The sequence below is a fragment of the Brevibacterium sp. 2SA genome, assembly GCF_005502845.1.
Classification (GTDB): domain Bacteria; phylum Actinomycetota; class Actinomycetes; order Actinomycetales; family Brevibacteriaceae; genus Brevibacterium.
Genome location: NZ_SCMW01000107.1, coordinates 1 through 2053 on the forward strand (window position 1 = coordinate 1; position 2053 = coordinate 2053).

Consider the following 2053-nt stretch of genomic DNA (forward strand, 5'->3'; position numbering starts at 1 on the left):
TGTGGGGACGGATTTGCCTACCCCCACGTGCTACAACCTTAGACCACGACAACCATCGCGTGGCCTGGCTACCTTTCTGCGTCACACCTCACGCTGACCGACTCCACACTCAGGTCCTCACCTCACCCCGCACACCGAATCCGAAGACCCAGTCGGGGGATCGGGGAGTTAGTCTCATGTGTTTTGGTATTGTCGGTTGTGTGTCGGTACCAGAATATCAACTGGTTGTCCATCGACTACGCCTGTCGGCCTCGCCTTAGGTCCCGACTTACCCAGGGCGGATTAGCCTAGCCCTGGAACCCTTGGTCATCCGGTGGACGGGTTTCTCACCCGTCTTTCGCTACTCATGCCTGCATTCTCACTCGTGACGCCTCCACCACTCGTTCACACGGCGACTTCACTGGCGACACGACGCTCCCCTACCCAACACCACACCATTACAGTATCGTGGTGCTGCCACAACTTCGGCGGTGTACTTAGCCCCGCTACATTATCGGCGCTCAATCACTTGACCAGTGAGCTATTACGCACTCTTTCAAGGGTGGCTGCTTCTAAGCCAACCTCCTGGTTGTCTTCGCAACTGAACATCCTTTCCCACTCAGCACACGCTTAGGGGCCTTAGTTGATGGTCTGGGCTGTTTCCCTCTCGACAATGAAGCTTATCCCCCACTGTCTCACTGCCACGCTGAACCTTACCGGCATTCGGAGTTTAGTTGACGTCAGTAACCCGGTGGGGCCCATCAGCCATCCAGTAGCTCTACCTCCGGCAAGAACCACGCAACGCTGCACCTAAATGCATTTCGGGGAGAACCAGCTATCACAGAGTTTGATTGGCCTTTCACCCCTAACCACAGGTCATCCCCTCCATTTTCAACTGAAGTGGGTGCGGGCCTCCACAACATCTTACTGCTGCTTCACCCTGCCCATGGCTAGATCACTCCGCTTCGGGTCTAGGACACGCGACTGACACCGCCCTGTTCGGACTCGCTTTCGCTACGGCTACCCCACACGGGTTAACCTCGCCACGCACCGCTAACTCGCAGGCTCATTCTTCAAAAGGCACGCCATCACCACAACCAGGGTGGCTCTGACGGATTGTAAGCACATGGTTTCAGGTACTCTTTCACTCCCCTCCCGGGGTACTTTTCACCATTCCCTCACGGTACTGATCCGCTATCGGTCATCAGGAAGTATTTAGCCTTACCAGGTGGTCCTGGCAGATTCACACGGAATTCCACGAGTTCCGTGCTACTCGGGGACATGCATCACACCGGGGTGACCTGTTTCGTCTACGGGACTCTCACCCACTGCGGTCCTGTTTCCCACCAGGTTCGACTACAGATCACACACATCAGCGTCTCGGTCATGCTGAACCGAACACACACACCCCACAACACCCAAACAGCAACACCAGCACGCTCTCACACTGTCAGGGTTTAGGCTCATCCAGTTTCGCTCGCCACTACTCCCGGAATCATTCTTATTTTCTCTTCCTACGGGTACTGAGATGTTTCACTTCCCCGCGTTCCCTCCACACACCCTATATATTCAGGTGCGGGTCACCACACTCACATGTGGCGGGGTTTCCCCATTCGGACATCCTCGGATCACAGCCCGTTTATCGGCTCCCCGAGGCTTATCGCAGATTTCCACGTCCTTCATCGGCTCCTGATGCCAAGGCATCCACCATGCGCTCTTACACACTCACACACCACCCATGAGGGTCGGTTATGTGTGTGTGCGCGAAAATATCACACTAAGAATTTTTGACTCAAAGAAAATCACACTACACACCAGCCAAAGGCTGGTGCTTGATGCTCGCGTCCACTATACGATTCTCAAACCACTACCAAACACCACCCCACACCTGACAGCAGTACTGCCAGCAGCGGGTTGGGTTGGGGCCTGTGGAACCACATGTTGTGATTCCAGGACCCAACAGCGTGCCTGCCCTACCCCCGACCATCAACCCTGTGATCCCACACGATGACTTGGCACCGGCAGGCAGGAGGTCAGGAGAAATGTGATGTTCCACCCTTGAGCAACCCACCCG

General features: G+C 55.5%; 1 rRNA gene. It reads right to left on the minus strand.

Annotated elements, in window-relative coordinates:
• Nucleotides 1–1710 (minus strand): 23S ribosomal RNA (locus tag FFS20_RS18175); the annotation flags it as partial.
• Between the last annotated feature and the right edge of the window lie 343 nt (nt 1711–2053).